We start from the raw sequence: 518 nt of genomic DNA on the forward strand, positions 1-518 counted from the left end.
GGCCGGAGTAGCGCTGCGTGCCCTGGAGGTCGTCGAAGTCGATCCGGCCGAGCGACTCCGCGCTCGACGCCACGGCGACGATGCGGGCATCGCCGTGCGCCCGCATCCGGTCGATGAGGAGGCCCGTGAGCAGGAACGGCGCGAGGTGGTTGAGGGCGAAGGTCAGCTCGAGGCCGTCGGCCGTGACGTGGCGGTGGGCCCAGAACCCGCCGACGTTGTTGACCAGCGCGTCGATGCGCGGGTAGCGCTCCTCGAGTTCGGCGGCCAGTCGGCGCACCTGCTCCTGCGACGACAGGTCGGCCGCGAACACGTCGATCGGGCCGGGGCCGGCCAGGCCGCCCAGTTCGGCGGCGGTCGCCGTAAGCCGGTCGGGACTCCTGCCGACGATGCCGACACGAGCTCCGAGGGCCGCGAGGCCCGCCGCGGTGGCCTTCCCGATCCCGCCGGTCGCGCCGGTGACGACGACGATCCGACCCGACATGGGCTGTGACGCGTTCATCGGTCCTCCGCCCCGCGGC

The 518-nt window shown here is 73.7% G+C and carries 1 protein-coding gene; it reads right to left on the reverse strand.

Annotated features, from left to right (window positions below):
- Positions 1–499: SDR family NAD(P)-dependent oxidoreductase (locus tag AC1DYU_RS26000; RefSeq protein ID WP_476794124.1), on the reverse strand; the 499-nt coding region annotated here is incomplete at its 3' end.
- Between the last annotated feature and the right edge of the window lie 19 nt (positions 500–518).

It is taken from the genome of Allobosea sp. P2_B12 (genome assembly GCF_056404835.1).